The following is a 26,602-nucleotide window of genomic DNA, read 5'->3' on the forward strand; positions in this document are numbered from 1 at the left end:
TCCGGCGACTGGGCAGGCTTCCGGCGAACTCGGCGGGCTGGATCGACGTGGGCCTGGATCGATGTGGGGCTTGATCGACGTGGGAACCGCCGGGCTGTCACACGGGAGTCACAATCTTCGTCATTTCCGCACCCCGTTTCGTAGACTCGTACCAGGTCATGAGTGCCAGTGACAGCCCCGGCTTGCTGGCCGGCAACCCTCCATTTGCGGCGGGGTGCCCCGGGTGAAGACCTGGCCTGCCGGTCAGCTGACGGCAGGCAAGCGCGAAGATAGGTCCTCATTATGACGATTGCCGTCACCCGCAGTGGTGAATCCGTAACCCAGCCATCCCCGAACCCTGTTGCCGCCGCAGCGGCCTTGGATAGAACGCCGGAAGACAGGCCGGAAAGCAGGCCGATCCACGCTGCTTCCCCTGTGCCGGACGGCACGGTCCAGGATGGCACGGTTCAGGACGGCACAGTCCAGTACGTCAGGATCGGTGACCTGCAGCTTGAATCCGGGATCCTGCTGCCGGATGTGGTCCTCGGCTTCGAGACGTGGGGGACCCTGAACGCGGACGCCTCCAACGCCGTCCTCATTGAACATGCCCTGACCGGCGACACCCACGTGACCCGCGGCGCCAGCGAGGAGCCCGGCTGGTGGGAGCAGCTCGCCGGACCCGGGGCTCCCGTGGACACGGAGAAGTACTTCGTCGTTTCGGTCAACATCCTGGGCGGCTGTTACGGTTCCACCGGCCCCTCCACCCCGGCGCCCGACGGGCGCCCGTGGGGATCGCGGTTTCCGCTCGTCACGTTGCGGGACACCACCGCCGCCGAGGCCCGGCTGGCCGACGCCCTGGGCATCGGAAGCTGGTATGCCGTGGTGGGCGGCTCGCTCGGCGGCGCCCGCGCCCTTGAATGGGCCGTCACCTACCCGGACCGGGTCCGCCGCTGCGCCGTGATTTCCGTCGGCCCCAGCAGCACCGCCGAACAGATTGCCTTTGCGCAGGCCCAGACCCTGGCCATCCGGCAGGACCCCCATTTCAACGGCGGGAACTACTACGGCGGCCCGGAGCCCGAAGCGGGGCTGGCCCTCGCCCGCCGCATCGCCCACATCACCTACCGCTCCGCGGCCGAACTGGACGGCAGGTTTGGCCGGAACCCGCAGGCGCCCGAGGCGCCGCTGGAAGCCGGATCGCTGGCCGGACGCGGGCGCTATCAGGTGGAAAGCTACCTGGACCACCAGGGCAGCAAGCTGGTCCGGCGCTTTGACGCCAACAGCTACATCGCCATTACCGAGGCGCTCATGAGCCACGATGTGTGCCGGGGGCGCGGAAGCCTGCCGGAGGCGCTTGCCCCGGCCACCGCCGAGTTCCTGGTGGCGGCCGTGGACTCGGACCGGTTGTACTTCCCGGCCCAGACCCGCGAACTGGCCGATGCCCTGCCGGGCGGTGCGGAACTGCACATGATTCAGGCTCCGATCGGCCACGACGGCTTCCTGACCGAGATCGGGCAGCTTGGCGGCCAGCTGCGGGAGACCTTCTTCGGCCACTAGGCGTCGCGTTCCTGTGCATTTTTGCAGATGCTCTCTGCACTAATGGTCGTTGTGGCTCAGTGCCCGCGGACCCATACTCGTTGAGAATAACGCTGTGTGTGCTAACTCACACAAATTTTCAGCCCAATGGTCCACGGGGTGTCGAAGGCGACACCGAAGGAGTTCTCATGAGCACGGAAAACGCCGCCGCAACGCGCGCAGACGAGCCAGACGTCAAGACGTCCGGCCTGAAGAAGGTGGTGGCGGCCTCGATGGCCGGCACCGTGGTGGAATGGTACGAATTCTTCCTCTACGCATCCGCGGCCACGCTGGTCTTCGGCAAAACGTTCTTCCCCAATTCAGGCACGGAACTGGACGGCATCCTCGCGGCGTTCCTGACCTACGCCGTCGGCTTCGTCGCCCGCCCGATCGGCGGGATTGTGTTCGGCCACTTTGGCGACAAGTTCGGCCGCAAGCAGCTGCTCCAACTCAGCATCATCCTGGTGGGCGTGTCCACCTTCCTGATGGGCTGCCTCCCCACCTTCGCTCAGATCGGCTACTGGGCCCCGGCGCTGCTGGTGTTCCTGCGCTTCGCCCAGGGCTTCGCCGTCGGCGGTGAATGGGGCGGCGCCGTCCTGCTCGTCGCGGAGCACAGCCCGAGCAAGTCCCGTGGCTTCTGGGCCAGCTGGCCGCAGTCAGCCGTCCCGCTCGGCAACCTCTTCGCCACCGCCGTGCTGTTCATCCTGTCCTCCGTGCTGTCCTCCGCGGACTTCCTCGGCTGGGGCTGGCGGGTCGCCTTCTGGCTCTCGGCCGTGATTGTCCTGATCGGTTACTACATCCGCACCAAGGTCAGCGACGCCCCGATCTTCCTCGAAGCACGCAAGGAGGTTGAGGCCGGCCACAAGGGCTACGGCGTTGCCGAAGTCTTCCGCCGCTACCCCCGCGGCGTGTTCACCGCCATGGGCCTGCGCTTCGCGGAAAACATCCTGTACTACCTCGTGGTCACTTTCTCCATCACTTACCTCAAGACGGTGGTCCACGCCGACACCTCCCGGATCCTGCTGCTCCTGCTGGTGGCGCATGTGGTCCACTTCTCCGTGGTGCCCATGGTCGGCAGGCTCTCGGACAGCCTGGGCCGCAAGCCGGTCTACATGGCCGGCGCCGTTCTCGGTGCGACCTGGGGCTTCTTCGCCTTCCCGATGATGGACACCGGCAACGATTTCATCATCCTCGCCGCGGTCGTCATCGGCCTGCTCTTCCACGCCCTGATGTACGCCGGCCAGCCGGCCATCATGGCCGAGATGTTCCCGACCCGCATGCGGTATTCCGGTGTTTCCCTTGGCTACCAGGTGACTTCGATCGTGGCCGGTTCGCTGGCGCCGATCATCGCCGTCGCCCTGCTGGGCCAGTTCAAGTCCTCGGTCCCGGTAGCCATCTACCTCATGATCGCCTGCGCGATTACCGCCGTCGCCGTGTTCTTCCTCAAGGAGACCCGCGGCATTTCGCTCCACGACGTCGACGCCGCCGACGCCCGGGGCACCGCAGACCTCCTCGCCGCCGGCAAGCGGTAGTTCCGCCCGAGGAGACCCCGCCAGGAATAACCGCAGTGGGGGAGGCTGCCCGGGTCCGCGCACCGCGCGGACCCGGGCAGCCTGCGTTTAACGACCCGGGCAGCCTGCGTTTACGCGAGCTCAGGCGGACAGCACGTCCTGCCGCTCCCGGATTTCGCCGCGTATCGCCTCGAGCACGGCGCGGACCGGGGCCGAGCGCAGGGACTCGGGCCGGGCGACCGCCCAGATCGGCAGCTGGCGCTGGAAATCGTCCGGCAGGACGGGCAGGAAACCGGACCTGCCCGCCACGAGGAAATTGGGCAGCAGTCCTATACCGGCTCCCCGCCGTACCGCCTCGAGCTGGGCGAAGACGCTGGTGGCTTGGAAACTGGACCGCGGCACGGGCAGCTGCGTGGAGCGGTGGCCCAGCTCCGCGACCTGCAGCGCCGATTCCACGTACGAGACAAACCCGTGCTGCCGGACGTCGTCGAGCGTTGCCGGAAGCCCGTGCTCCTGCGCGTAGCCGAGGCTGGCATACAGCCGGAGGAAATAGTTGCTCAGGAAGATGGCCCGGGCATTGGTGGTCTCCATGTTGCCCACCACCACTTCCAGGTCCACGCCGGAGCGGTTCTGGCTGACCTTGCGCGTGGCGCTGAGCAACTCCACGTTGAGCATGGGGTTCGCCCGCTGCAGCCGGACGAGGGCCGGGGCCAGGAATTCGGCGCCAAAGCCGTCCGGGGTGCTGATCCGGACCAGGCCGGACACCACATCGCCGGACCGGGCAATGCTGCTGGACAGGGCGCCCAGCGTGCCCTCGATGGCCTCGGCCGCGGCGACGGCCTGGCTGCCGAGCTCGGTCAGCTCCCAGCCATGCGGGCTGCGTTCCAGCGTCCGGCCGCCGAGCTGCTTGTCCAGGGCCAGGACGCGGCGGGAAATGGTGGTGTGAGTGGTCCCGAGCGTCTCGGCCACCGCGTTGAACCGGCCCAGCCGGGCCACCGTCAGCAGGATCAGCAGGTCATCGGGGCTCGGAAGCCGACGCAAGTCCACTTGTGGTCCCTCCTCAGCGGGTCTGTCGTCAACGGATACGGAAGCCCACGCCGCCTGTGTGCATTCATGCACATACCCTCTGTGATTTTTTGCCTTGATTGCACTCTAGCAGGATGTGATGGTGGACACAGAGGGTCTCGGCTTTCACGCCGCAGCGCACCGCAACCACCAAGCAAAGGAGCTTAGGCCATGGCAGTTATCGCCTGGATCGGACTGGGAAACATGGGCGGGTCCATGTCGGTCAACCTCGCGCAGGCCGGACACGAGGTCCGCGGCTTCGACCTCAACGCCGCAGCCGTTGCCGCCGCCGAGGCCGGGGGAGTCAGGGCCGCCGGCAGCATCGCCGAGGCCGTCGCCGGTGCCGACGTCGTCTTCACCATGCTGCCCAAGGGCGAGCACGCCCGCGCTGTGTACCTCGGCGAGGACGGCGTCCTGTCCCACGCGGACACCAAAACCTTGCTGGTGGATTCCTCCACCATCGATATTGCCTCCGCCCAGGCCCTGCACGACGCCGCCGCTGCCGCCGGCTTCCGCTTTGTCGATGCGCCCGTCTCCGGCGGGATGAGCGGCGCGAAGGCCGCCACCTTGACGTTCATGGTCGGCGGCGAGGCCGGCGCCGTCGCCGATGCCACCGAATACATCCGCCCCATGGCGGCGAACATCATTCCCACCGGCGGCGCCACCACCGGCCAGGCCGCGAAGATCTGCAACAACCTCATGCTCTTCATCAACCTTGCCTCCACCGCCGAGGGAGCGGTCCTCGCCGAGCGGCTCGGCCTGGACAAGCAGGTCTTCTGGGACATCGCATCGGTCTCCTCCGGCGACAGCTGGGCGCTGCGCACCTGGTATCCCGTGGCCGGCGTGGTGCCCACCGCGGCATCGAACAACGACTTCGCCCCGACGTTCACCACCGAGCTGGCTAACAAGGACATCGGCCTGGCCATCAGCGCCGCGCGGGATACCGGCACCCCGCTGGAACTCGGCGAGCACGTCCAGCAGCTCTTCCAGCGGCTCATCGACGCCGGCCAGTCCGGCACCGACTGCTCCGCCATCGTCAAGCTCGTCGACGGCTCCTTCGAGTCCGCCAACTAGCCCCCACCCCTTTTAGAAAGAGAACCACCCCATGGAACGCATTCCGCACTTCATCAACGGCGCCCTGATTTCCGACGCCGAGCGCTTCGGCCCGGTCTTCAACCCCGCCACCGGCGACCAGGAGAAAGAGGTTGCCCTGGCCTCAGCCGCCCGCGTCGAGGAAGCCATCGCCGCCGCCCGCGCCGCCCTGCCCGGCTGGCGCGCCACGAGCCTGGCCAAGCGCACCGGCATCTTCTTCAAGGTCCGCGAACTGCTCATGCAGCGCCGCCCCGAACTCGCAGCCCTGCTCACCAGCGAGCACGGCAAGGTCCTCTCCGACGCGGAAGGTGAAATCACCCGCGGCCTGGAGAACATCGAGTTCGCCACCGGGCTGTCCCACATGCTCAAAGGCGAACGCTCCGAGCAGGTCGCCGGCGGCGTCGACGTCCACTCGGTCCGCCAGCCGGTCGGCGTCGTCGCCTGCATCACGCCGTTCAACTTCCCGGCGATGGTGCCGCTGTGGATGATCGGCAGCGCCCTTGCCTGCGGCAACACCGTGCTGCTCAAACCGAGCGAAAAGGACCCGTCCTCCGCCATCTTCATCGCCGAGGTCTTCGCCGAGGCCGGACTGCCGGCAGGGGTGCTCAACGTGGTCCACGGCGACAAGGAAGCCGTCGACGTCCTGCTGGAACACCCGGAGGTCAAGGCCATCAGCTTCGTGGGCTCGACGCCGATCGCACAGTCCATCTACAAGCGCGCCGCCGATCACGGCAAGCGCGTCCAGGCCCTGGGCGGGGCGAAGAACCACATGGTGGTCCTGCCGGACGCGGACCTGAACATGGCCGCCGACGCCGCCGTCTCGGCCGCCTACGGCTCCGCCGGGGAGCGCTGCATGGCCGTCAGCGTCCTTGTCGCCGTCGGCAGCATCGCGGATGAACTCGTGGACGCGATCAGCACCCGGATGGCCACCCTCACGATCGGTCCCGGCACGGACCCGGCCTCCCAGATGGGCCCGCTCATCACCGCCGAGCACCGCGACAGGGTGGCCTCCTACGTCGCCGGCGCTGCCAACGAGGGCGCCACCGTGGTGGTGGATGGCCGGGAGCACGAGTTCGACTCCAACGGCTTCTTCATCGGCGTCAGCCTGATCGACCACGTCAAGCCCGGCATGAAGGTCTACGACGACGAGATCTTCGGCCCCGTCCTCTCCGTGGTGCGGGTCGAAACCTATGCGGACGCCGTAAAGCTGGTCAACGACAACGAGTTCGGCAACGGCGTGGCCATCTTCACGCGCGACGGCGGCGCGGCGCGGCAGTTCGAGTTCGACGTCGAGGCCGGCATGGTGGGCGTCAACGTGCCCATCCCGGTGCCGGTGGGCACCTTCTCCTTCGGCGGCTGGAAGAACTCGCTCTTCGGCGACACCCACATGTACGGTCCGGAAAGCATCCGTTTCTACACCCGCGGCAAGGTGGTGACGACGAGGTGGCCGGACCCGGCCACCTCGGTGATCGACCTCGGCTTCCCCCAGGTCGACTGACCCCGCGTTGCCCTGGTCTGTCGCCGGTATAGGGCTCCGGGATTAGAGTAGGCAGCCAGGGACAGCCACGATCCGGGAGGCACCATGACCACGCTCATCAACCGCCCCAACACGGCATTGCTCGTTGTCGACATGCAGGTCGGCGTGGTCGCAGAGGCCTACCGCCGGGACGCCGTCGTTGCGACCATTGCCGCCCTCGTGGACAAGGCGCGCGGCGCCGGGGTGGAGGTCGTCTGGGTGCAGCACAACTCCGAGGAACTGCCCCGGGGAAGCGACGGCTGGCAGTATGTGCCCGAGCTCATCCGGCGCGATGCGGAGCCGCTAGTGGCCAAGGAATACAGCGACGCCTTTGAGGCGACCGACCTGGAATCCGTGCTTGCCGACCGCGGCATCGGCCGCTTCTTCCTGGCCGGCGCCCAGACCGACGAGTGCATCCGTTCGACCCTCCACGGCGCGATCACCCGCGGCTACGACGTCACGCTGGTGGCCGACGCCCACACCACTGAGGACCTGACCGACTTTGGCGCTCCGCCGCCGGAACTCGTGGTGTCCCACACCAACCTGTACTGGCAGTATCACAAGGCACCTGGGCGGACCGCAGGAACAGTCAAAGCGGCCGACGTCGACTTCGCTGGCCGTTCATGATCTGGCCCGTCAGAACCTAGCCCTTCATGATTTCAGCGCGCTGGGCCATGTAATCCTCCATGGACAGCTTGCCGTCGCTGTACTGCTGGTCGAGTTCGGCGAGCTTGCGCGCCCGGTAGCCCTGCGGGGCCGACGGCGCCTGCGGCTGTGCCGCTTCCGGTGCCGGGGGAGTCTGGGCTGCCTGCCGCTGCGGCTGCGGCGGGTTGTTCAGGTATTCGGGGCTGTCCTCGAAGGGAACCGGGGACTGGTAGCCGGCCGGACCGGAATATGGCGGGTTGGGGTACTGCTGGCCGGGGTACGGCTCGGTCGGGAACGGCTGGTTGGGGAACCGCGGGTTCGGGAACTGCGCGTTCGGGTACTGCTCGTTTGGGTTCTGCTGGTTCGGGTACTGCCCGTTTGCCGGTCCCGGCTGCCTGGGAGCGCCCAGCTGGCCGAAGCCGCCAAAGTAGTCCTGCTGGGTGTAGCCATCGCGCGGCTGGTTGCTTTGGTTGTTGCTTCCCGGGGTTCCGGGGAACCCGCCGAACTGGCCAGGAGTGCCCTGGTTCCGGCCGCGGGCGGACCTGCGGTAGAAGCGCATGGCGACGGGAATCAGGAACGACAACACGATGATCCAGAAGAACATACTGCTCACGGTATGGGGCCTTTCAGCTGCTGGGCCTTCTCGTCTGCGGGCTCAAACATCGGGCCGGAGAAGTGTTCCTCCAGCTTATGCCCCGCAGGCTCAGGACCGTACCGCGTCCTCGGCGCCGGGCGGTCCTTCGCCCGAGCCCAGCGGAACGCCGGGGCCGAACACCGGCCCAGCCAGGGGCCGCTTGGCCGTCACGCCGTCTCCCGAGGAGCGGTGCCGCAGCCGCCGCACCACCCAGGGCACAAAATACTCCTTGGCCCACACCAGGTCCCCGCTGCGCGCCTCGCGCCAGCTGCGCTGCGGCAGCGGCTTGGGGGAGAGCGGCTGCAGGGTGTGCTGGACATTCAGGGAGTCCAGCACCATGGCCGCGATGGTGTGGTGGCCCAGCGGTGAGAAGTGCAGCCGGTCAACATTCCACATCTGCGGATCATTGAGCTGTCGCAGCGACCACATGTCCGCGATCACGGCGTCGTGGCGCGCGGCGATGGTGCGCAGGTTCTCGTTGTAGATGGCCACCTTGCTGCGGATCCGGCCCAGCACGGTGGAGCCGGTGTCAGGGCCGTTAAACAGGACCACGGTGGCGCCACCCAGGCTCAGGATCTGGACCACTGAGTCCAGCTTTTCGGCCAGTATGTCCGGATCGCCACCCGGGCGGATGAGGTCGTTGCCGCCGGCTGAGAGTGTGATGAGGTCCGGCTTGAGGGACAAGCAGTGCGCCATTTGCTGGTCCACGATCTGCTGCAGGAGCCGGCCGCGGACAGCCAGGTTGGCGTAGGCGAAGTCGTTGTGCCCGCGGCTGAGTTCTTCGGCCACCCGGTCTGCCCAGCCCCGATGGCCGCCAGGGCTGGCCGGCTCCGGGTCGCCGATGCCTTCGGTAAAGGAGTCGCCCATGGCCACGTAGCGGGTCCACGGGTGGGTTACGACGGTATCCGCCGAAGTGTCCGCTGAGGTGTCTGGTGAATTTTCCATGGCTTCGGTTTCGCTCACCCTCTTATCCTGCACTGTTCACGTTAAGCTACGCCACCGTAGGTTGTTACCGTCGGGTAACTGTAAGAATGGTTCCATGACTCACGCTGATGCCCTTCCCGCCCCCGTCGTCCTGTGGTCCAAGCCGGAGCAGGAGCGGGCCGGCAAACCGCTGCTGGTCCTGCTGCACGGCTACGGGGCCAACGAACAGGATCTGCTCAGCCTGGGGGAGATGCTGCCGCAGGAATTCGCGGTGGCCTCGCTGCGTGCCCCGCTTCCCATGGGTCCGGGCTTCACCTGGTTCCCGCTGACGGCGTCCATTGACTATTCGCTCGACGCCGTCAAGGTCGCCGCGGCGTATGTGCAGGACTGGCTCGACGGCGTCAAGGCCAACCACCCGTCGGTGACGCTGCTGGGGTTCTCGATGGGCATGGCCATGGCGACGACGCTGCTGCGGCAGCGCCCGGCGGACTTCGCCGCCGTCGTCGGCCTCTCAGGCTTTGTCATCGACGCCGGCGATGACCCCAGCTTCCACGACGGCGAACTCGACGGCACCGTGCCGCTGTTCTGGGGCCGCGACCAGCAGGACCCGGTAATCACCGAGGACAAGATCGACTTCACCGTCGGCTGGGTCCGCAAGCACGTGAAGCTCACCAAGGTCCTCTACACGGGCATGTGGCACGGGATCAACCAGCAGGAAATCGGCCACGTCTCCGAGTTCCTCACTCACGTCGTGCTCAACTCCAAGAAGTAAGCGCACCCGGCCAACAGCCGCGCCCCAACAACCGGGCGCGCCGGCCGCTAGGAGGCTGCGGGCGCGCTGATCCGCACGGTCCGGTTGTTGACGGTGACGGTGTCGCCGTCGTGAAGCTGGCGGCCGCGGCGCTCGTCGATTTCGCCGTTGACCTTGACCAGCCCGTTCTTGATCAGCTCCGCGGCCTCCACACCGTCCTCGACCAGATTCGCAAGCTTCAGCAACTGGCCCAGCCGGATCATGTCGTCGCGGATAGTAATGTCTTCGAATTCCGAATTGCTCATATAGGCAATGATGCCTGACCAAAGGTGACACCCATGACCCACACCCCCCGGCTCCCGCTCATCGCGGGGCTGCCCATCGCCGTCGCGGCGGGGCTGTTCATCCCGCTCCAGGGCCGGATCAACGGCGCCCTCGGGGTGGCGCTGGGGGACGGCATCGCCGCCGCCGTCGTCAGCTTCAGCACCGGACTGGTGGTGATGGCGGTCATTTCCCTGGCGCTGCCGAAGGGCCGGGCCGGGCTGGCGCGGATCGTGCCCGCGGTGCGGGAGCGGCAGTTTCCGCCCTACTACGTGCTGGCCGGCTGCATCGGGGCCCTCTTCGTCTTCGCCCAGTCCTTCACTGTGGCGCTGCTTGGCGTCGCCCTCTTCACCGTTGCCGCCGTGACCGGACAGACCCTCAGCGGCCTGCTGGTGGACCGGCTCGGAATCGGGCCCGCGGGGAAGCGGCCCATCACCGGCATCCGGGTGCTGGGCAGTGCGCTGACCGTCGCCGCCGTCGCATGGGCCGTGTCGCCCCGGTTCAGCGCCGGGGAGTCCGGGGTGCAGCTGCTGCTTCCCCTGCTGCTCCCGGTTCTGGCCGGCTTCCTCATGAGTTTCCAGCAGGCCATGAACGGCACGGCCACCGTCCACTACGGGTCCCCGATCGCTGCGACGCTGGTGAACTTCATCGCCGGAGCCACCCTGCTGTGGGTGGCCTGGCTGATCAAGCTCGCCGTGGCCGGCGCCGGCAACCCGCTCCCGGCGCAGTGGTGGCTGTACCTGGGCGGCCCGCTCGGCTGCGTCTTCATCGGCGTCGGCGCCCTCCTGGTCCGCAGCCTTGGCGTGCTGGTCACCGGGCTCGGGATGATCGCCGGCCAGCTGCTGGGCTCCCTCGGACTGGACCTGATCCTGCCCGTGCCCGGGACCGTGATCGCGCTTCCGACTGTCCTCGGCACCGTGCTGACACTTGGCGCCATCATCCTGGCCACCCTGCCCTGGCCGCGGGGCGCGCTGAAGCGGTAACCGGTAGGCTTGGAGATTGCATCGCCCAGACGCATCGCATTGTTCGTATCACCCCGCCCGGTAACCAGCCGGTGACCGGGGCTGACACCGCGGACCGCACCCAGCGGCCCTGTACAAAATTGGAGTTCCCATGGCAGCAAAATCCGTCCTCGACCAGATCATTTCCCTCGCCAAGCGCCGGGGATTCGTTTTCCAGGCCGGTGAAATCTATGGTGGCTCCCGTTCTGCCTGGGACTACGGGCCCCTCGGCGCCGAGCTCAAGGAAAACATCAAGCGCCAGTGGTGGCAGTCCGTGGTCCGCGGCCGCGACGACGTCGTGGGCCTGGATTCCTCGGTCATCCTGCCCCGCCAGGTGTGGGAGGCCTCCGGCCACGTGGATGTCTTCTCCGACCCGCTGGTGGAGTGCCTGTCCTGCCACAAGCGCTACCGCGCGGACCACCTCGAGGAAGAATACGAGGAGAAGAAGGGCCGTCCCGCCGAGAACGGCCTGAAGGACATCGCCTGCGCCAACTGCGGCACCCGCGGCCAGTGGACCGAGCCCCACGAATTCTCCGGCCTGCTCAAGACCTACCTGGGCCCCGTCGCCAGCGAGGAAGGCCTGCACTACCTGCGGCCCGAAACGGCCCAGGGCATCTTCGTGAACTTCGGCAACGTCCTGACCACCTCGCGGAAGAAGCCCCCGTTCGGCATCGGCCAGATCGGCAAGTCCTTCCGCAACGAGATCACGCCGGGCAACTTCATCTTCCGCACCCGCGAGTTCGAGCAGATGGAGATGGAATTCTTCGTCGAGCCCGGCACCGACGAGCAGTGGCACGAGTACTGGATGAAGGAACGCATGTCCTGGTACACGGGCCTGGGCATCCGCGAAGAAAACCTGCGCTTCTTCGAGCACCCGCTGGACAAGCTCAGCCACTACTCCAAGGGCACCACGGACATCGAATACCGCTTCGGGTTCCAGGGCTCGGAGTGGGGCGAGCTGGAAGGCATCGCCAACCGCACCGACTTTGACCTCTCCACCCACGCCAAGGCCTCCGGCGCGGACCTGAGCTACTTCAACCAGGCCACGAACGAGCGCTACACCCCGTACGTGATCGAGCCGGCCGCCGGCCTCACCCGCTCGTTCATGGCCTTCATGATCGATGCCTACACCGAGGACGAGGCCCCCAATGCCAAGGGCGGCGTGGACATCCGCACCGTGCTCAAGCTCGACCCGCGCCTGGCCCCGGTCAAGGCAGCTGTGCTGCCGCTGAGCCGCAACGAGGATCTGTCCCCGAAGGCCAAGGACCTCGCCGCGCAGCTGCGCAAGAGCTGGAACATCGAGTTCGACGACGCCGGCGCCATCGGCCGCCGCTACCGCCGCCAGGACGAGATCGGCACCCCGTTCTGCATCACCGTGGACTTCGAGACCCTGGACGACCAGGCCGTCACCATCCGCGAACGCGACACCATGAGCCAGGAACGCGTGTCCCTGGACAAGGTCGAGGGCTACCTGGCCGCGCGGCTGATCGGCGCCTGATCATGGCCATCGAATACCGGGAGTGGCGGGAGGGCGACGACCTCGCGCTGCTGGAAGTCTGGGGCGGTCCCGAGACGGTCCAGGCCGGACAGTTCCGCGGCACGCTGGCGCCCTCTGGCAACTCGCCGTGGCGCCGCTGCATTGTGGCCGAGGACGTCGTGGACGGTGTCGCCATTCCCGTGGCGGCGGCCGTGGTCCACGAGGCCTCACTGCATCCGGAACGGCTCTGGGCGTATGTCGAGGTCGCCCGGGACCACCGCCGCGCGGGCCTGGGGTCCACGCTGCTGAGCATGCTGCGGCACGAGGCCGCCCAGGCGCCGTCGGGAGTGTCCAAACTGCGCTGCAAGGTGGAGCCGGGCACCCCCGGGGCGGCGTTTGCCGAGGCCGCGGGACTGGCCCCGATCCAGCGGTCCCGCCTGATCGTCGTGGACCCGGCGCCGCTGAAGCTGCCGGTGTTCGGCGACGGTTCGGAGTCCGCGGCCACCGATCAGGTCGAAGACCTGGCCACCGGCTCGGTGGAGCTCAGCGACGTCGTGGGCCGCTATTACACCGCCGTGCACGGCTGGGACAGTCCGGGGGAGCTGAGCGTTGCCACGGTGCAGCGTTTGTTCCTGGATGATCTCAGCGGCGCCCACGGTGCGATCGTGCTGCGGGCGCCCAAGGCCAGTGCCTTCGGACACGGCGTCGCGGCCAGCCGAAAGGGCCGGCTGGAGGGCTTTGCCATCAGCTACGCGCAGGGCATTCCCGGCGCCGACGCCGACGGCTCCGGTGCGGCCTCGGGCGAGCCCACTGAGGTTTTCCTCGGCCACGAGCCCGCATTGGGCACGGAGGAAGCCCTGACCGCCGTCCGGGATCTTTTGGCCCTGATCGCCTATCAGCATCCGGTGATGCTGGAACTGGACGATGCGATGACCGCCCTGCGCGCCGCCGTCGAGCCGCTGCTCGAGAGCGGCAAGGCCCATGTCCAGGGCTCGGAAACTCTGGTTGTCTCCGACCCGGTGTAATCCGCAACCGAACTGACCTTATAACCCGATTGACCCGCAGCTGGCGGCCGTTATGAAGCGTGATATCGGCCGCAGCTGCGGGTCAGTTGTCGTTTAATGGCGCAGCGTCAGCACCGCCAGCAGCGGAAGTGGGGCTTATCGGCGCCTGGCACCTGCGCGCCGCGGGCCGTCGGCCTCGTCGAGCCGGCGTCGTTCCTCTTCTGTCGGGGCGCCGCCGCCGCGTCCGGCCGGCATCCACCAGGCTCCCGGCGCCGGGTTCAGCGGGAAGTCTGCAATCCCGACGTCGATCCCGTCCTGGAGGGTCCTGGCCAGTCGCGCCGTTGCGGGCTGGGCGTCGTCTGCCGGGTCCGGGAGCGAGCCCGGAAGCAGGGGTTCGCCCACGTGGATGCGGACCGGGGCACGCCAGGCACGCCACGGCGAGAAGGCGTGGTGGCGGGTCATCAGCCGGTGGGCGCCCCAGACGGAGACCGGGATGATCGGTACGGCGGCCTCGGCGGCCATCCGCACGGCGCCGGTCTTGCATTCGCGGACCATGAAGCTGCGGCTCACGCCGGCCTCGGGCAGGATGCCGATGTACTCGCCCTCCTTCAGCCTGGCGACCGCGGCATCGTAGGCGTGGGTCCCCGAGCCGTAGCCCACCACGACGTGCCCGGCCGCGCTGACTGCAGGCCCGGCAAACCAGTGGTCGGCGGCTCCTTGCGTGATGAGGAAGCGCAGCTGGGCCCGGTTGTTCCACCACAGCAGCATTTCGGCGAAGGCAAAGTCCAGGTAGCCGAAGTGCGTGATCGCGATGACGGCCCCCTGGCCGGGCACCACCGTGCGCGACGGGCCGCGGGCGGAGACCTTCAGTGGGGAAGCATACTGCGGGGAGGCCACTGCCGGTCCGGGGTGCGGCAGGTGCTCCTGGCCGGTGATGAGGACGCGGATCCGGAACAGCCAGCGCAGCGCCAGCCCGGTACGGACAATGAAACGGTAGAAGCGGTCGCTGGGCTGTGGCCTCCACTGCCTCGGCCGCCACCGCCTCGGCCGCCAGCCCAGGACGGAACCGGCGCCGGACCCGGCCTGCCCCCGCACGTCAGTGCCCGCCGGCCTGTTGCCCGCCGGCGTGGTGTCCGCCGGCCTTTGGGCCGCCTGTCCGCCGGGGCGGCAGGGGCAGGAAGCCGGACGTGGATTCGATGTACTCCTTGTATCCGGGCCGAGCCGACATTGCCTTTTCCGTCAGCGGCTTCCCGGTCTTGCCGGCGAGTGTCCAGATCATCAAGGCGGGGGAGAGGATTGTCAGGACGCCGGGCCACGAATCGGCCGCCACGAGGAAAAGCCCGGCCCAGACGGCGGCGTCGCCGAAGTAGTTCGGATGCCGGGTGTAGCGCCACAGGCCGGTGTTGAGGACGGTGCCGCGCCTGGCGGGATCGGCCTTGAACCGGGTCAGCTGCCAGTCGCCGACCGTCTCGAACACGAAGCCAAGGATCCAGAGGAAGACGCCGGCGAAGGCCAGCCAGCCCACGCTTCCGGTGGCGAACATGCCGACCTGGATGGTGAGCGAGACGAAGAACATCACCACGCCCTGGGGCAGGTAGACCCGGCGCAGGGCATAGACATTGCGTGATCCCGGAGCCGCGGCGAGCATGGCCACATAGCGCGGATCCTCGTGGCCGCCACGGGCACGAAGCCCGATGTGGACAGCAAGGCGGATGCCCCACACCGCGTCCAGGACAAGAAGCAGCAGCCGGCGGCCGGCGTCACCGTACCCGGCGGAGAGCGCCCAGGAGATGCCGGCCACCACCACGAAGCCAAGGCCCCAGACGGTGTCAATGACGGAGTGCCGGTTCTGCCGCACGGCAACCGCGAAGGTCAGCGCCAGCAGCACCACCAATCCGGCGATGACCCACGGGAGGCTGGCAAGGAAGGCATCAAGCGGGAACGGCGGCATCACAACACCACCGGCATACGGGCACCGGCCGCCGGCACGGCGCTGCCGAGAGCGCCGCGGAGCGCCGCCGTGGCAGTGGAGACGTCGGCTCCCGTGGCCTCGCCAAAGGCAGCCAGGACGAAGCCGTCCGCCAGCGTGTTCCACAGTCCAACCCGGCGGAACATGAAATGGCCGGCACCCCGGAGGGAGACATAGTCGACGGAAGCGGCGACGCCCTCAGACCTCCGGGCGTAGTCCAACGAGTTCGCCGGACTGGTCCAGCGGTCCTCGGTGCCGTGGACGATCAGGACCCTGCGGCCGGTGACCGGTTCGATGGGAGTTTCGTGATTGAGCCACGGGGCGAGCGCGACGACGGCCTCGACTTGGGGGTCGTCGGCTACGCACAATGCCGTGAGCCCTCCCATGGAGTGGCCCAGCAGGTACACCGGTACGCCGGGATGTTCCTTGCTGATCCGGGACAGCGCCCAGCGGGCATCCTGCACGGGTGACATGTCCTTGCCGTTCCAGCCGCGGTACCGGTTCCGCAGGGTCCACACGGCCAGCCCGTGCGGGCCGCCCTGCCTGGTCAGCGCACGGGCGAAAGGCTGCATCCGGGCCGGGCTCAGGTGCCGGCCACGGACCGGATCGTAGCTGTCGGCCCGACCGCCGTGCAGGACCAGCGCGACGCCGCGGGTCTCCCCGGCGGCCTCGGCGATTCTCAGCACGGCCTTGGCGGAGGGCCGGGATCGGCCCGCCTCCGGTTCGCGGTCGTCTAGTTTGCGCATCGCCACGTGTGTCCTTCCGGTCCTTCGTCCGTCAATAACCAACCCTAGGTCGCCGCCCCGGCTCGTCAAGGCAGAGGGGTGCCTAGTGTGGATTCGGAGCCGGTGCCACCTGCGATGGGTGCGGCCCGCCAAAGTGCCCTTGACTGGGGATTGCGGGGAGAGTAGGCATGTGCAGGTAAACCTCCGGGCGCCACGCCGGCTGGGAGCGCCAGAAACCGTCCGGGTCGAATCCCACGAAATCGACGGTAGAGAAAATGAACGGAACAAAGTTCGATGGCCTTCGCGAGCAAGTCCGCGGGCAGATCATCACGCCCGGCGACGCCGGCTACGACGCGGCGCGTGCGGTCTTCAACGGCATGATCGATAAGAGGCCGGCAGCGGTGGCCCAGGTGGCCCAAGTGGCCGATGTCATCTCCTGCGTCAACTTCGCCCGGGACAACTCCCTGGACTTGGCGGTCCGCGGGGGAGGACACAGCGCCCCCGGCTTTGGCACGTGGGATGACGCCCTGGTCATCGACTTCTCCAACACCAGAGGGGTTCGGGTCGATCCCGCAGCCGCGACGGCGCGCGCGGAGGCCGGTGCGACATGGGCCGACTTCAACCACGCGACCCATGCCTTCGGACTGGCAACTCCCGGCGGCATTGTCGGCTCAACCGGCATCGCCGGGCTGACCCTCGGCGGCGGCATCGGCTACCTGAGCCGCAAGTTTGGGCTCAGCTGCGACAACCTCCTCTCAGCCGACGTCGTTACGGCGGAGGGAAAATTCCTTACCGCCAGCGAAAGCGAGAACGAGGACCTGTTCTGGGCGCTGCGCGGAGGCGGCGGGAACTTCGGCGTCGTGACCTCGTTCGAGTACCGGATGCACCCCGTGGACATGGTCCACGCCGGCATCATCATTTACCCCATCGAGCATGCGGAGACGGTGGCAAGGTTCTACCGGGACCACATGGCTTCCGCCCCGGAAGAGTTTGGGGCTTTCATGGGCTTCCACCAGGGCCCGCCAGTGCCGTTCCTGCCCGAGGAGTGGCACGGCAAACCGGTGTGCGTCGTCGTCGGCATGTGGACCGGCGACCCGGCGGAAGGACCGGCACGCTGGCAGCCGTTCCTGGACGTCGCGCAACCGGCCGGATTCATGGTGGGGCCAATGCCGTACCCCGCCTTGAACTCGGCCTTCGACCCGCTGCAGCCTCCGGGCATGCAGGCCTACTGGAAAGCCGATTTCCTGGCGGAGCTCAATGACGGCGCCATCGCTGCCCACATCGAACACGGCGCCAAGGTCCCCAGCGTGCAGACAGCGGTACATATCTACCCCATCGATGGTGCTGTCCAGCGGGTGGGCGCCACGGACACGGCGTTCGCCAACCGGAACGTGAAGTTTTCGCCCGTGATCGCGGCGCAGTGGATGGACCCCGCGGACAACGAGGCCAACATCGCCTGGGTGCGGGACTACGCGGCCGCGCTGCGGCCCTATTCGGCTCCCGGCGGCTACATCAACTTCATGGACGGCGATGACCTGCCCAGGATTGCGGAGAATTACGGTCCGAACTACAGCCGCCTGCGCGAGGTCAAAGCCAAGTACGATCCCCAGAATTTCTTCCACGTCAACCAAAACATCGCTCCGGCCTAACTGGACCTCCCGCCGGAACACCGGCACGCCGGCACTGCACGGCGTGACGCGTCATCCGTCCGGACCACGCCCGCCCACGCCGTAAAGTTTTCGGCATGAGGTTGAACTGCTGATGGGCGCCGGACACTCCCATTCCCATACTGAACATCCGGAGCCGACGCCCCAGACGCGCGCGGCGAGGAAGAAGGCCAACTGGATCCTGGCTGCCATCCTGATCCCGCTGACGCTGCTGACCCTGGCGGCCATGGTGCTCATGTGGCCCTCGGGAAGCAAGGAAGGCATCACGCTGGCCAGCCCCTACGCGGCGGCTCCGGGCGTGACGTTTGACACCGGCAAGATCCAGCGCGTCGTTGTCGGCAGCTGCTCGGACGCCCAGGCGGGCGGTGACGCCGCCGTGCAGGCACCGCAGGAGGGATCGCAGTGCACCTTCGCCTACACCGAGCCGGACAAGGGCGGCAACCCGGTGAAGGTGGTCATCAACCCTGACATCGCGAAATCCCACGGCGTGAAGCCCGGGGACAACATCCGCTACCTCAACCTGTCCAAAGCCCAGGGCGCCACCGGCCAAGGTGCACCGGCCTACGTCTTCGTCGATTTCGTCCGGACGCTGCCCATCATCTTCCTGGCGGTGCTCTACGCCGTCGTCGTGATCGCGGTGGCGCGCTGGCGCGGCCTGAGGGCCCTGATCGGGCTTGTCGGCGCCTACGTCGTGCTCGTCTCCTTCATGCTGCCCGGGCTGGTCGAGGGAAAGCCGCCGCTGCTGCTGGCGCTCGTGGGTTCCACGGTGATCATGATCGGGGTGCTGTATTTCGCCCACGGCTTCTCCGCCCGCACATCGACGGCGCTGCTGGGGACGATGTTCGGCCTCGCCATTACAGCGCTGCTGGCGGCCTGGGCCACCGACGCCGCCAACCTCGCCGGTGTGGGCAGCCACGACGCCGCCACGCTCACCAACATGTCGGACAACATCTCGATCTCCGGCATCATTTTGTGCGGGCTGATCATTTCCGGCCTCGGCGTGCTGAACGACGTCACCATTACGCAGTCCTCTGCTGTCTGGGAACTGTGGGAACTCGCCCCCGAGACCAGTGCCCGGCAGCTGTTCGCGTCCGCGATGCGGATCGGCCGGGACCACATCGCCTCCACGGTCTACACCATCGCGTTCGCCTATGCCGGCGCGGCCCTGCCCGTCCTGATCCTGGTCATGCTCTACGAACGCCCGCTCGGGGACGCCCTCACCAGCGCCGAACTCTCCGAGGAAGTCATCCGCACACTCGTCGGTTCCGTGGGGCTTGTCCTGGCCGTTCCGGTCACCACGCTCATCGCGGTGCTGGTGGTCAAGGCCACCGGAATCAAAGGCCATGCAGCCAAGGGGACTGGGGCTGGGGCCATTGCTGCGGTACCCGTCGGCGCGCTCGCAGGCGCGGCGGCCGACGGCGGCGGGCCCTACAGTGTTGAGTCCGGCGGTATTGAGTCCGGCAGTGTTGGCTACGCTGACGACGGCGGGTCCGCAGGCGGCGGGCCCGACGACGCCGGCCCTGCCACGCGGCGCGGACGGCGTGCCGCCCTGCGCAGCTGATCCGGCATTGATCTGGAGTTGATCCGGGCCTTAACCCGGACGAACGCGGGCTCCGTTCCGGGCCGCGGCGGCACCCGCCCTTTTCCCGCGCAGCGGAAGGTTTCCACATAGCCGAAGCGGGGACCGGGCCGATTTGCCCGGCTTTGAGACAATGGTCGGGTGACTGTTGTAGCAACGCCTCCCGCCCCCAAGCTGGAACTCCCGCCCCTGAAGCTGGGCCCGATCACCGTGGACACCCCCGTGATCCTGGCTCCCATGGCGGGCATCACCAACTCCGCCTTCCGCAGGCTATGCCGTGAATACGGCGGCGGCCTGTATGTGGCGGAGATGGTCACCTCGCGTGCCCTCGTCGAGCGCACACCGGAGTCGCTGCGCATCATCTCGCACGACGACGACGAAAAAGTCCGCTCCGTCCAGCTCTACGGCGTAGACCCCGTGACCGTCGGGCAGGCGGTCCGGATGCTGGTCGAGGAAGACCGGGCGGACCACATCGACCTCAACTTCGGCTGCCCCGTCCCCAAAGTCACCCGGCGTGGCGGCGGCTCCGCCCTGCCGTGGAAGATCGACCTCTTCACCTCGATCGTCCAGACCGCCGTCAAGGAAGCCTCCAAGGGCAACATTCCGCTGACCATCAAGATGCGCAAAGGCATCGACGATGACCACCTGACCTACCTCGACGCCGGCCGGATTGCCCGCGATTCCGGGGTCGCCGCCGTCGCCCTTCACGGCCGCACGGCCGCACAGTTCTATTCCGGCCAGGCCGACTGGTCCGCCATTGCCCGGCTGCGCGAGGCCCTGCCAGACATTCCCGTCCTGGGCAACGGTGACATCTGGTCCGCCGAAGACGCGGTCCGGATGGTCCGCGAAACGGGCGTGGACGGCGTGGTCGTCGGCCGCGGCTGCCAGGGCCGGCCGTGGCTGTTCGGCGATCTCATGGCCGCGTTCGAAGGCAGCGAGCAGCGCTACCGGCCGGATCTGCGCCAGGTGGCCGAGAGCGTGTACCGGCACGCCGAACTCATGGTCGAGACGTTCGGGGATGAGGGCAAGGCCCTGCGCGAAATCCGCAAGCACATTGCCTGGTACTTCAAGGGTTATGTGGTCGGCAGCGAACTGCGGACCAAACTGGCGCTCGTCACCAGCCTTGAGGTGCTGCGCGGAACCCTGGACCAGCTGGACCTCGACTCACCGTATCCGGGAATCGACGCCGAAGGCCCGCGCGGCCGCGCCGGCTCTCCCAAAAAGCCCGCGCTGCCCAAGGACTGGCTGCTCAACCGGACGCTGGATGACGAGCAGACCCGCGACATCTCCTTCGCCGAACTGGACGTCTCCGGTGGCTGAGACCCGAACCACCGCCCCCGTCCTGGACGGCTACACCTCCCGCGACTCCGCCCGCTGGGTCGAAGAGCCGCCCAAGAGCACCTACCGGTCCGACTTCGAGCGCGACCGTGCCCGGGTCCTGCACTCCTCGGCGCTGCGCCGGCTCGGCGCGAAGACCCAGGTGGTGGCCCCCGATACTGACGACTTCGTCCGGACCCGGCTCACCCACAGCCTCGAGGTGGCCCAGGTGGGCCGCGAGCTGGGCCGCGCGCTCGGCTGCGACCCCGACGTCGTGGACACTGCGTGCCTCAGCCACGACCTCGGCCACCCGCCCTTCGGCCACAACGGCGAATCGGCCCTCAACGAGGTCGCCCATGGAATTGGCGGCTTCGAGGGCAACGCCCAGACGCTGCGGCTGCTGACCCGGCTGGAGCCAAAGGTCCTGGCCACCGATGGCCGGCCTGCCGGCCTGAACCTGACCCGGGCGAGCCTCGACGCCGCCGCCAAGTACCCGTGGTCCGCCGTGAACGCGCCCGTCATCCACGGCGAGCGGACCAGCAAGTTCGGCACCTACGAGGACGATCTCCCCATCTTCGACTGGATCCGCGACGGCGCCCCGGAACGCCGGTCCTGCCTCGAAGCCCAGGTCATGGACCTGGCGGACGATATCTCCTACTCGGTGCACGACGTCGAGGACGCGATCGTCGCGGGCCACTTCCAGCTGCGCTGGATGGACAACCCGGACCACCGCGCCCGCGTCGTCGGCTACGCCAAGCAGTGGTACCTGCCGCACAACGAACCCGCCGCGATCGACGCGGCCCTGGCCCGGCTGGAAGCCACGAACGTCTGGGTGCGCGAGGCCGACGGCAGCCGCAAAGCCATGGCGGCGCTCAAGGACATGACCAGCCAGCTCATCGGCCGCTTCTGCCAGAGCGCCCTGGAAGCCACCCGCGCCGTCTACGGCCCGGAAAACCTGACCCGCTACAACGCCGAACTGATCGTCCCGGATGACACCGTCATGGAAATCGCGGTGATGAAGGGCCTGGCCACCACCTTCGTGATGACCACCGAACACCGGCAGCCCATCTACGAGCGCCAGCGCGAGGTCCTGCACGCCCTCGTCACCGCCCTCAGCGCCACGGGTGACCGCCACCTGGAGCCGATGTTCGCCGCCGACTGGCGCGACGCCGCGGACGACGGCGCACGGCTGCGCGTCGTGATCGACCAGGTCGCATCGCTGACGGACGGCTCGGCCCTGGCCATGTACGAGCGCCTCGTGGGCAGCCTGCCGTCGCTGTGGTGACGGGCACCGTGGCCGGAGGACCGGCGTCGTACCCGGGGACTAGGATGGCACTGTGGCCGGCCTGATCAAACGCGAAGACATCGACGAAGTACGCCAGCGCACGGACATCAAGGAAGTCATCGATGGCTACGTGACGCTCAAGGGGGCCGGGCTGGGGTCCTACAAAGGCCTGTGCCCCTTCCACGACGAACGTTCACCCTCCTTCACCGTCCGGCCCCAGGTTGGCCGGTACCACTGCTTTGGCTGCGGCGAGGACGGCGATGTCATCTCCTTCGTCCAAAAGCTGGACCACACCTCCTTCCACGAGGCCGTGGAAAAGCTGGCCCACCGGATCGGCTTCGAACTCCACTACGAGGACGGCGGCTCCGGACCCAACCGGGAGGACATCGGCCGGCGCCAGCGGCTGCTGGACGCGCACAAGATCGCCGACGAATACTTCCGCGCCCAACTCCTCACCCCGGGCGCGGCGGAGGGCCGCAACTTCCTGTACGAGCGGGGCTTTGACCGTGCCGCGTCCGAACAGTTCGGCGTGGGCTATGCGCCGCAGGGCTGGGACTCGCTGCTCAAGCACCTCCGCGGCCGCGGCTACACCGACCCCGAGCTCAAACTCACCGGCATGTTTTCTGAAGGCGGCCGGGGAATCTACGACCGTTTCCGTGGCCGGCTGATCTGGCCCATCCGGGACATCGCCGGCGACACCATCGGCTTCGGCGCCCGCAAGCTCTACGAGGACGATCAGGGCCCGAAGTACCTCAACACACCCGAAACCGCGCTGTACAAGAAATCCCAGGTCCTCTACGGGATCGACCTCGCCAAGCGAAACATCGCCAAGGACCGCCAGCTCGTGGTCGTGGAAGGCTACACCGACGTCATGGCCTGCCACCTGGCCGGCATCCCGACGGCGGTGGCCACGTGCGGCACTGCCTTCGGCACCGAGCACATCAAGGTCGCCCGCAGGCTCCTCTCCGACGACGGCAGCGGGGGAGAGGTCATCTTCACCTTCGACGGCGACGCCGCCGGGCAGAAGGCCGCCCTGCGCGCCTTTGAAGAGGACCAGCGGTTCGTCGCGCAAACCTTCGTGGCTGTGGAGCCCAGCGGCGCAGACCCCTGCGAACTCCGACAGTCCAAGGGCGATTCCGCCGTCCGGGACCTGATCGCGAGCCGCCGCCCGCTGTTCGAGTTCGCCATCCGGGCCACCCTGAAACGGCACAACCTGGACACCGTCGAGGGCAGGATCGCTGCCCTGCGCGAATCCGCGCCCGTGGTGGCCCAAATCCGCGACGCCGGTATCCGGCCGGCCTACGCCCGGGAGCTGGCCGGCTGGCTGGGAATGCCGGTCGAGGAGGTCAGCAGGGCCGTCGGAGCGGCGACAAAGCGTGCCGCTCAGGCTGCCTCGGCCCCGCCGGGCACCGGCCACGGCCACGGGAACGCGCCGGGACAAGGCGGCGGGCAGGGCTATGCCGGGTCCGGCCGCGGCTTTGCGGGGCCGGGACCGGGTGTTGCCCCCTTGCCCCCGTCGGCCGTGCTTCCGTCCTTCAACCGGCCGGATCCGCGGGATCCCGTGGCAGCGATGGAGCGCCAGGCGCTCGAAGTCGCACTGCAGGAGCCCGGCATTCTGGTGGGTGAAACGTGGCAGCGTTTCTCGGAAGCGCGGTTCTCCACGCCCGCCTACCTCGCCATCCACGAGGCCATCCGTGCCGCCGGACTGGCGTTCGCCGGAGACCCGGTGCGCTGGGTGGAGCAGCTGCTCCACGAGGTCCCCGAGCCGCTGCGGCCGCTCGTGTCCGAACTCGCTGTCGTGCCCCTGCCGGCCAGCACGCCCGAGGGCGTCCAGCGGTACTGCAAGGACATTCTCGCGCGCTTGTTCGAACTCCAGATCACCAGGGTGAAGGCCGAGAAAATGGGCCAGCTGCAGCGTCTGGACGCCTCGGCCGATCCCGAGGAATTCCAGCGGCTCAATCGCGAGCTCATGCAGCTGGAGATGCAGCGGCGGTCCCTGCGCGCGGACGCCTGAGCCGCCGATTTCGTTTCCCGGGCTGGTGTTTGCTAGGCTTATACCCGCTTCATTCCTCCTTAGCTCAATTGGCAGAGCATTCGACTGTTAATCGAAGGGTTGCTGGTTCAAGTCCAGCAGGAGGAGCGCGCAGTCCCCGTTCCGGGTTCCGGAACGGGGACTTTTTTATACCCGGAGGGGGTATTTCACGTCCTGCCGGCACTGGTCCCGCCGCCGATTTCCCTACCGGCAAAACCTTTGCTAATGTCATACCTGCTTCATTCCTCCTTAGCTCAATTGGCAGAGCATTCGACTGTTAATCGAAGGGTTGCTGGTTCAAGTCCAGCAGGAGGAGCGGACAGGTCCCGCGGCAGGTGAAAACCCGCCGCGGGACCTTTTTTATTTCCCTGGTTCTTGTCGCGCTGCTTTTGGTTCCGTTGTGGCCGTTGGCGGCTTCCGGGGCTTGTGCCCGCCTTTGCCGGCTCAGACGAAGTACATTTCCACCTGGAGGAAACGCTGGGCCTCAGCGACGGCGGCCTCGAAGGCCTCCCGCTCCGTGGGGGACTTCCGCGGCTCGCGCGGGTGCCATTCGTGCGGCGCCGAATGGACCTGGGTGAATCCGCCGCCCGGGGGCGCGTAGAAGATGCCGAACCTTTGCACCGGCCACTCCGGGGAGCTTTCCGGTGCCACGAGGAGAGCGGAGTCGTATGCGGGGTTGTACCACTGGGCAATCGGGCGCCGGCGGTCTTCGGTGAACAGCCCGGAGGCGTACAGGGCCGCCGACTGCGGACTGGTCTGGCTGCACAACCGATCCCACCACAGGGGCAGGATTCCGGCGTCGCACCGCTGCCATGTGGCCGGAAGGGGCTGGTGGTCCTGCCTGTCGGGCATGAAATAACTTTATCGCCCGCCGTGGACCTCGAACAGGGTGCGGGTGTGTCGGGGGGGGGTGTCCCTATGCTCTTGGTCAAGCTGCCTGGGTGGGCTTCTCGTCGTAGAAGGTGCCGTGTCTGAGCATGCAGTAGATGACGTCGCAGCGGCGCCGGGCCAGACAGATGACGGCGGCGTTGTGTTTCTTTCCCTGGGCGCGTTTCGGGCATCGCCGATGGTTAGGAGTATCGTCGCTGCGGTCTTGATGCCGACTCCCGGCATGGACATCAAGACCGTGGAAAGAGGGAAGTCATCGAGGAGTTTTTCGACTTCTTCGGCGACGATGGCGCGTTGGTGTTTGAGTTCTCTGATTTGCGCCGCGACGCGGGGGATGACCAGTTCGACGGCCTCGGTGCCGATCACGGTGACGGTCTGCTCGCCCAGAGCCGAGAAGACCGCATCGATAAGATTCACAGGGTCCTTGCGGCTGTGGTTCCTGGCCCAGCGCAGCACGTTGGACCGGCCCGCGGCGCGGAGGCCGGTGGGTCCGGAGTACTTGATGAACAACTCCAAGACCAGGGATCTCGTCAGTACCGTTCCGGGGAAGGCGCGCTCCAGGGCGGGGAAAATCTGTAGCAGCAGGGAGCGCAGGCGGTTGATCGCCCTGGTGCATTCATGGGTCAGATCCGCATCGAATCCGGAGAGCACCTTCAGCGCCGCGAGCACCTCGCTGTCCCGGTCAACGGCCCGCAGGGTGTGCGGCATCGACCGTGCCGTCTCGGCGATGATGAACGCATCCCGGGCGTCCGTCTTGGACTTGCCCGGGTACAGGTCCGCGGCTTTGCGCATCGCCAGGCCCGGAAGGTAGGCCACGGTGCAGCCGCAGTCCCGCGCCACGGCTATCGGCAGCGCCCCGATGGTGTTGGGCTGATCCACGATCACCAGCACCCGGCCGTGCTGCTGCAGGCCGAGGAAAAGCTCGCGCAACCGCGCCTCATCCTGCGGCAACGGCTTATCGAAGACCCGTTCTCCAGCGGCATTCAACGCCGCGGCGTGATGCTCGGATTTGCCGACATCGAGTCCGCAGTAGACCTCGTATCCTTCGTCCATCCGGCGCTCCTTTGCACCACGACATGGCCGCAGTCACGACACCCGATGCTGGCACCCACGTTACAAAGAGACCTGGCACCAGTGGAAGGAGCCGGCCGTGTCCCTATCAGCAGTCAACGCGTGTCTCCGAGCCCGGCGACAACACCCCCCGGATCATCAAAGACAGGGCAAGAAAGTCATACCGGGCCCAGCGACCAAATCCCCGACCTTCGGGAACCCAATAAATGTAACGGGGCGGGCATGTCCTCTGCCTGTCCCGTCGGTGGTCAGTTCCGAGAAGAGCCCGGGGGACATGCCCAGTCCTGGCCCTGGGGAGTGGACATAATGCCCCCGTGCCCAGTCCTCGGCGCCAAGAATGGGCATGTCCCACGGGGGAGGCCTCGAAGAATGGGCATGCCCCTCTGGGGAGCCCTAAGAACGGGCATGTCCTATCCATGCCCAGTGGGTGCTCAGTTCCGAAAAGAGCCCGGGGGGACATGCCCAGTCCTGGCCCTGGGGAGTGGACATAATGCCCCCGTGCCCAGTCCTCGGCGCCAAGAATGGGCATGTCCCGCGGGGGAGGCCTCGAAGAATGGGCATGTTCCATGCGATGTCC

General features: G+C 67.5%; 22 protein-coding genes, 2 tRNA genes, 1 pseudogene and 1 riboswitch. Of the genes and pseudogenes, 16 read left to right on the forward strand and 9 right to left on the reverse strand.

Annotated elements, in window-relative coordinates; translation table 11 throughout:
- Nucleotides 1-154: 154 nt before the first annotated feature.
- Nucleotides 155-270, forward strand: a riboswitch (SAM riboswitch).
- 12 nt (nt 271-282) lie between these two features.
- Nucleotides 283-1,533, forward strand: a complete 1,251-nt coding sequence (metX, locus tag AB4089_RS11065) for a homoserine O-acetyltransferase MetX (protein WP_441409332.1) — start codon at nt 283-285, stop codon at nt 1,531-1,533.
- A 167-nt stretch (nt 1,534-1,700) separates the two neighbouring features.
- On the forward strand, nt 1,701-3,083 hold the full coding sequence (locus AB4089_RS11070) for an MFS transporter (RefSeq protein WP_441409333.1): 1,383 nt from the start codon (nt 1,701-1,703) through the stop codon (nt 3,081-3,083).
- 120 nt (nt 3,084-3,203) lie between these two features.
- Here the strand turns inward: AB4089_RS11070 and AB4089_RS11075 are convergent, their stop codons facing one another.
- On the reverse strand, nt 3,204-4,103 hold the full coding sequence (locus tag AB4089_RS11075; RefSeq protein WP_441409501.1) for a LysR family transcriptional regulator: 900 nt from the start codon (nt 4,101-4,103) through the stop codon (nt 3,204-3,206).
- Nucleotides 4,104-4,298: 195 nt separating this feature from the next.
- Here AB4089_RS11075 and mmsB point away from each other — a divergent pair, with 195 nt between their 5' ends.
- The 3 genes from mmsB (at nt 4,299) to AB4089_RS11090 (ending at nt 7,362) form a co-directional block, all read left to right on the forward strand.
- Nucleotides 4,299-5,201: a 3-hydroxyisobutyrate dehydrogenase gene (gene mmsB / locus AB4089_RS11080; protein WP_441409334.1), complete on the forward strand. Its 903-nt coding sequence runs from the start codon at nt 4,299-4,301 to the stop codon at nt 5,199-5,201.
- Between the two features lie 31 nt (nt 5,202-5,232).
- Nucleotides 5,233-6,717, forward strand: a complete 1,485-nt coding sequence (locus AB4089_RS11085; RefSeq protein ID WP_441409335.1) for a CoA-acylating methylmalonate-semialdehyde dehydrogenase — start codon at nt 5,233-5,235, stop codon at nt 6,715-6,717.
- 84 nt (nt 6,718-6,801) lie between these two features.
- Complete coding sequence (locus tag AB4089_RS11090) at nt 6,802-7,362, forward strand: isochorismatase family protein (protein ID WP_441409336.1); 561 nt, start codon at nt 6,802-6,804, stop codon at nt 7,360-7,362.
- Nucleotides 7,363-7,378: 16 nt separating this feature from the next.
- On the opposite strand, the gene AB4089_RS11095 is transcribed toward AB4089_RS11090, so the two are convergent.
- On the reverse strand, nt 7,379-7,984 hold the full coding sequence (locus AB4089_RS11095) for a hypothetical protein (RefSeq protein ID WP_441409502.1): 606 nt from the start codon (nt 7,982-7,984) through the stop codon (nt 7,379-7,381).
- Between the two features lie 99 nt (nt 7,985-8,083).
- Complete coding sequence (locus AB4089_RS11100) at nt 8,084-8,959, reverse strand: SGNH/GDSL hydrolase family protein (RefSeq protein ID WP_441409503.1); 876 nt, start codon at nt 8,957-8,959, stop codon at nt 8,084-8,086.
- Nucleotides 8,960-9,053: 94 nt separating this feature from the next.
- On the opposite strand from AB4089_RS11100, the gene AB4089_RS11105 reads away from it, so the two are divergent.
- Nucleotides 9,054-9,710: an alpha/beta hydrolase gene (locus tag AB4089_RS11105; RefSeq protein ID WP_441409337.1), complete on the forward strand. Its 657-nt coding sequence runs from the start codon at nt 9,054-9,056 to the stop codon at nt 9,708-9,710.
- A 47-nt stretch (nt 9,711-9,757) separates the two neighbouring features.
- Here AB4089_RS11105 and AB4089_RS11110 read toward each other — a convergent pair whose 3' ends face one another.
- Nucleotides 9,758-9,994, reverse strand: coding sequence for an RNA-binding S4 domain-containing protein (locus AB4089_RS11110; protein WP_441409338.1), 237 nt, complete (start codon nt 9,992-9,994; stop codon nt 9,758-9,760).
- Between the two features lie 33 nt (nt 9,995-10,027).
- Here AB4089_RS11110 and AB4089_RS11115 point away from each other — a divergent pair, with 33 nt between their 5' ends.
- The 3 genes from AB4089_RS11115 (at nt 10,028) to AB4089_RS11125 (ending at nt 13,513) form a co-directional block, all read left to right on the forward strand.
- On the forward strand, nt 10,028-10,993 hold the full coding sequence (locus tag AB4089_RS11115) for a DMT family transporter (protein ID WP_441409339.1): 966 nt from the start codon (nt 10,028-10,030) through the stop codon (nt 10,991-10,993).
- Nucleotides 10,994-11,123: 130 nt separating this feature from the next.
- Entirely contained in the window at nt 11,124-12,509 is a 1,386-nt protein-coding gene (locus AB4089_RS11120; RefSeq protein ID WP_441409340.1) for a glycine--tRNA ligase, read from the forward strand.
- A gap of 2 nt (nt 12,510-12,511) precedes the next feature.
- Nucleotides 12,512-13,513: a GNAT family N-acetyltransferase gene (locus AB4089_RS11125; protein WP_441409341.1), complete on the forward strand. Its 1,002-nt coding sequence runs from the start codon at nt 12,512-12,514 to the stop codon at nt 13,511-13,513.
- A 135-nt stretch (nt 13,514-13,648) separates the two neighbouring features.
- Here AB4089_RS11125 and AB4089_RS11130 read toward each other — a convergent pair whose 3' ends face one another.
- The 3 genes from AB4089_RS11130 to AB4089_RS11140 are packed head-to-tail and all read right to left on the reverse strand — an operon-like array spanning nt 13,649 to nt 16,207.
- Nucleotides 13,649-14,551, reverse strand: a complete 903-nt coding sequence (locus AB4089_RS11130; RefSeq protein WP_441409504.1) for a lysophospholipid acyltransferase family protein — start codon at nt 14,549-14,551, stop codon at nt 13,649-13,651.
- A gap of 37 nt (nt 14,552-14,588) precedes the next feature.
- Nucleotides 14,589-15,443, reverse strand: a complete 855-nt coding sequence (locus AB4089_RS11135; protein WP_441409342.1) for a DUF1295 domain-containing protein — start codon at nt 15,441-15,443, stop codon at nt 14,589-14,591.
- A complete protein-coding gene (locus tag AB4089_RS11140) occupies nt 15,443-16,207 on the reverse strand; it encodes an alpha/beta hydrolase (RefSeq protein WP_441409343.1) in 765 nt (254 codons plus the stop codon). The genes AB4089_RS11135 and AB4089_RS11140 overlap by 1 nt, the downstream gene beginning before the upstream one ends.
- Before the next feature lie 254 nt (nt 16,208-16,461).
- Here AB4089_RS11140 and AB4089_RS11145 point away from each other — a divergent pair, with 254 nt between their 5' ends.
- The 7 genes from AB4089_RS11145 to AB4089_RS11175 all read left to right on the forward strand — a co-directional run bounded on the left by AB4089_RS11145 (nt 16,462) and on the right by AB4089_RS11175 (nt 24,382).
- Nucleotides 16,462-17,835 (forward strand): FAD-binding oxidoreductase, encoded by a 1,374-nt coding sequence (locus AB4089_RS11145; RefSeq protein WP_441409344.1) that lies wholly within the window; start codon nt 16,462-16,464, stop codon nt 17,833-17,835.
- A 112-nt stretch (nt 17,836-17,947) separates the two neighbouring features.
- On the forward strand, nt 17,948-19,414 hold the full coding sequence (locus AB4089_RS11150) for a YibE/F family protein (RefSeq protein WP_441409345.1): 1,467 nt from the start codon (nt 17,948-17,950) through the stop codon (nt 19,412-19,414).
- Between the two features lie 159 nt (nt 19,415-19,573).
- A complete protein-coding gene (dusB, locus tag AB4089_RS11155) occupies nt 19,574-20,752 on the forward strand; it encodes a tRNA dihydrouridine synthase DusB (protein ID WP_441409346.1) in 1,179 nt (392 codons plus the stop codon).
- Nucleotides 20,745-22,034, forward strand: a complete 1,290-nt coding sequence (locus AB4089_RS11160; protein ID WP_441409347.1) for a deoxyguanosinetriphosphate triphosphohydrolase — start codon at nt 20,745-20,747, stop codon at nt 22,032-22,034. The genes dusB and AB4089_RS11160 overlap by 8 nt, the downstream gene beginning before the upstream one ends.
- A gap of 52 nt (nt 22,035-22,086) precedes the next feature.
- Entirely contained in the window at nt 22,087-24,048 is a 1,962-nt protein-coding gene (dnaG, locus tag AB4089_RS11165; protein WP_441409348.1) for a DNA primase, read from the forward strand.
- 53 nt (nt 24,049-24,101) lie between these two features.
- Nucleotides 24,102-24,174 (forward strand) — tRNA-Asn (locus tag AB4089_RS11170).
- Between the two features lie 135 nt (nt 24,175-24,309).
- Nucleotides 24,310-24,382, forward strand: a tRNA-Asn gene (locus AB4089_RS11175).
- A 128-nt stretch (nt 24,383-24,510) separates the two neighbouring features.
- On the opposite strand, the gene AB4089_RS11180 is transcribed toward AB4089_RS11175, so the two are convergent.
- Together AB4089_RS11180 and AB4089_RS11185 are read right to left on the reverse strand one after the other, a co-directional pair.
- Complete coding sequence (locus AB4089_RS11180) at nt 24,511-24,918, reverse strand: hypothetical protein (protein ID WP_390204371.1); 408 nt, start codon at nt 24,916-24,918, stop codon at nt 24,511-24,513.
- 76 nt (nt 24,919-24,994) lie between these two features.
- Nucleotides 24,995-26,007 (reverse strand): annotated as a pseudogene (locus tag AB4089_RS11185) (IS110 family transposase).
- Between the last annotated feature and the right edge of the window lie 595 nt (nt 26,008-26,602).

Origin of the sequence: Arthrobacter sp. 2MCAF15, from assembly GCF_052115605.1 — a bacterium.
GTDB lineage: Bacteria > Actinomycetota > Actinomycetes > Actinomycetales > Micrococcaceae > Arthrobacter.

Bases quoted from the DNA above. Each gene is read 5' to 3' on its own strand.
- AB4089_RS11135 (WP_441409342.1), bottom strand. From the start codon at position 15,443: ATGCCGCCGTTCCCGCTTGATGCCTTCCTTGCCAGCCTCCCGTGGGTC.
- AB4089_RS11070 (WP_441409333.1), top strand. From the start codon at position 1,701: ATGAGCACGGAAAACGCCGCCGCAACGCGCGCAGACGAGCCAGACGTC.
- AB4089_RS11090 (WP_441409336.1), top strand. From the start codon at position 6,802: ATGACCACGCTCATCAACCGCCCCAACACGGCATTGCTCGTTGTCGAC.
- AB4089_RS11100 (WP_441409503.1), bottom strand. From the start codon at position 8,959: ATGGAAAATTCACCAGACACCTCAGCGGACACTTCGGCGGATACCGTC.
- AB4089_RS11180 (WP_390204371.1), bottom strand. From the start codon at position 24,918: ATGCCCGACAGGCAGGACCACCAGCCCCTTCCGGCCACATGGCAGCGG.
- AB4089_RS11150 (WP_441409345.1), top strand. From the start codon at position 17,948: ATGGGCGCCGGACACTCCCATTCCCATACTGAACATCCGGAGCCGACG.
- AB4089_RS11095 (WP_441409502.1), bottom strand. From the start codon at position 7,984: ATGTTCTTCTGGATCATCGTGTTGTCGTTCCTGATTCCCGTCGCCATG.
- AB4089_RS11115 (WP_441409339.1), top strand. From the start codon at position 10,028: ATGACCCACACCCCCCGGCTCCCGCTCATCGCGGGGCTGCCCATCGCC.
- mmsB (WP_441409334.1), top strand. From the start codon at position 4,299: ATGGCAGTTATCGCCTGGATCGGACTGGGAAACATGGGCGGGTCCATG.
- AB4089_RS11110 (WP_441409338.1), bottom strand. From the start codon at position 9,994: ATGAGCAATTCGGAATTCGAAGACATTACTATCCGCGACGACATGATC.
- AB4089_RS11085 (WP_441409335.1), top strand. From the start codon at position 5,233: ATGGAACGCATTCCGCACTTCATCAACGGCGCCCTGATTTCCGACGCC.
- AB4089_RS11120 (WP_441409340.1), top strand. From the start codon at position 11,124: ATGGCAGCAAAATCCGTCCTCGACCAGATCATTTCCCTCGCCAAGCGC.
- AB4089_RS11145 (WP_441409344.1), top strand. From the start codon at position 16,462: ATGAACGGAACAAAGTTCGATGGCCTTCGCGAGCAAGTCCGCGGGCAG.
- AB4089_RS11125 (WP_441409341.1), top strand. From the start codon at position 12,512: ATGGCCATCGAATACCGGGAGTGGCGGGAGGGCGACGACCTCGCGCTG.
- AB4089_RS11140 (WP_441409343.1), bottom strand. From the start codon at position 16,207: ATGCGCAAACTAGACGACCGCGAACCGGAGGCGGGCCGATCCCGGCCC.
- AB4089_RS11105 (WP_441409337.1), top strand. From the start codon at position 9,054: ATGACTCACGCTGATGCCCTTCCCGCCCCCGTCGTCCTGTGGTCCAAG.
- metX (WP_441409332.1), top strand. From the start codon at position 283: ATGACGATTGCCGTCACCCGCAGTGGTGAATCCGTAACCCAGCCATCC.